Below are 1,582 nucleotides of genomic sequence, written 5' to 3'. Positions count from 1 at the left end.
GATGACCACGCCTTGGGGGGCGAGAGCAGGCAGGATGCAGTGCCGTACACGGATGGATTCAAGTCACAGATGGTGAAGCGGATGGTAGGCCCGGGCGCGGTGAGTGCCGCCGCGCTGGCCCGTCAGGTGGGCGTGTCGCAGCCGACGTTGTCGCAGTGGTTGCGGGAGGCGAATAAGTTGGCGGCGATGACGCCCCCGCCCGAGGAAAAGCCCGCCCCGCCGTCTGGGCCGAAGAAGTGGACCGCCGAGGAGAAGCTGCGCGTGCTCGTGGCGGCCCAGGGCCTCACGGGCGGGGAGTTGGGGGCTCTGCTGCGCAGCGAGGGACTGCACGAGGAGAAGCTGAAGGAGTGGCAGCAGGCCCTCTCGGGTGCGGCCACGGAAGCCCTGCCGGCCAAGGAGCGCAGGCGACTGGCGGTGGCCGAGAAGCGGGTGAAGGAGTTGGAGCGCGAGCTGCACCGCAAGGAGAAGGCGCTGGCGGAGACGGCGGCCCTGCTGGTGCTCGAAAAAAAACTTCAGGCGACGGGCTGGGACGAGCGGCACCTGGACGACGAGGACGACGCAGCGGACGAGAAGCGCGAGAAATGACGCTCGCCCACGTGGAGGAGGCCCTCCAGCAGGGCGTGCGGCTGGAAGCCGTCTGCGAGCGGCTGGGGGTCGCCCCTCGCACCATTCAACGTTGGAGGAAGCCGGCCACCGCGCAGGATGGGCGGTGCGGTCCGCGCACCCGGCCCGCCAACCGCCTCTCCGAGGGAGAGAAGCGCCGGATGCTGGCGGTGGCCCACAGCGAGGAGTTCCGGGACGTGTCGCCCAAGCAGTTGGTGCCGAGGCTCGCGGACCGGGGCGAGTACGTGGCCAGCGAGGCGAGCTTCTACCGGGTGCTGCGCGCGGCGGGACAGCTGACGCACCGAGGCCCCGCGAAGCCTCCCACGCCGCGCCCCAAGGCCGAGCACACCGCCAGCGCCCCCTGCCAGGTGTGGAGCTGGGACATCACCTACTTGAAGGGCCCGGTGAAGGGCACCTTCCTCTACCTCTACCTCGTGGTGGACGTCTTCAGCCGCCGCATCATGGGCTGGCGCGTCCACGAGGAGGAGTCGTCCGCGCATGCCGCGGCCCTCATCCGCGACAGTTGGCAGGCCGCCGGCTGCCCCGAGGGCCTGGTCCTGCACTCGGACAACGGCGGCCCCATGAAGGGCGCCACCATGCTCGCAACGCTGCAATGGCTGGGCGTGGCGCCTTCCTTCAGCCGGCCCCGCGTCTCGGACGACAACGCGTTTTCCGAGGCCCTCTTCCGCACGCTGAAGTACCGCCCCTCCTTTCCCCAGCGCGCCTTCGTGTCGGCGCAGGACGCGCTCGCATGGGTGGAGCGTTTCGTCGCCTGGTACAACACCGAGCACCGGCACTCCGCCATCCGCTTCGTCACGCCGGAAGCCAGACACTATGGCCTCGACGTCGCGCTGCTCGCCCAGCGTCACCAAGTGTACCAGCGCGCCCGCGCCCGTCACCCCGAGCGATGGAGCCGCGACACGCGCGACTGGACGCCCGCGGGCCCCGTGCGCCTCAACCCCTCACCGGAAGTGCAGGA

General features: G+C 70.4%; 1 protein-coding gene. It reads left to right on the top strand.

Translation table 11 applies throughout. The features are described from left to right. Window positions 1-39: 39 nt before the first annotated feature. Window positions 40-1,582 (top strand): IS3 family transposase gene (locus tag D7Y13_RS41360; protein ID WP_439329261.1). Its coding sequence is split into 2 segments (ribosomal slippage), with 1,541 coding nucleotides annotated over them: window positions 40-510 and window positions 513-1,582; the frame shifts between segments, so codons are not numbered across the junction. This gene is flagged as partial in the annotation.

The organism is Corallococcus praedator, from assembly GCF_003612125.1.
Lineage (GTDB): Bacteria > Myxococcota > Myxococcia > Myxococcales > Myxococcaceae > Corallococcus > Corallococcus praedator.
The sequence above is the reverse complement of the archived record's forward strand: the minus strand, read 5'-3'. Positions and strand labels throughout refer to the sequence as shown.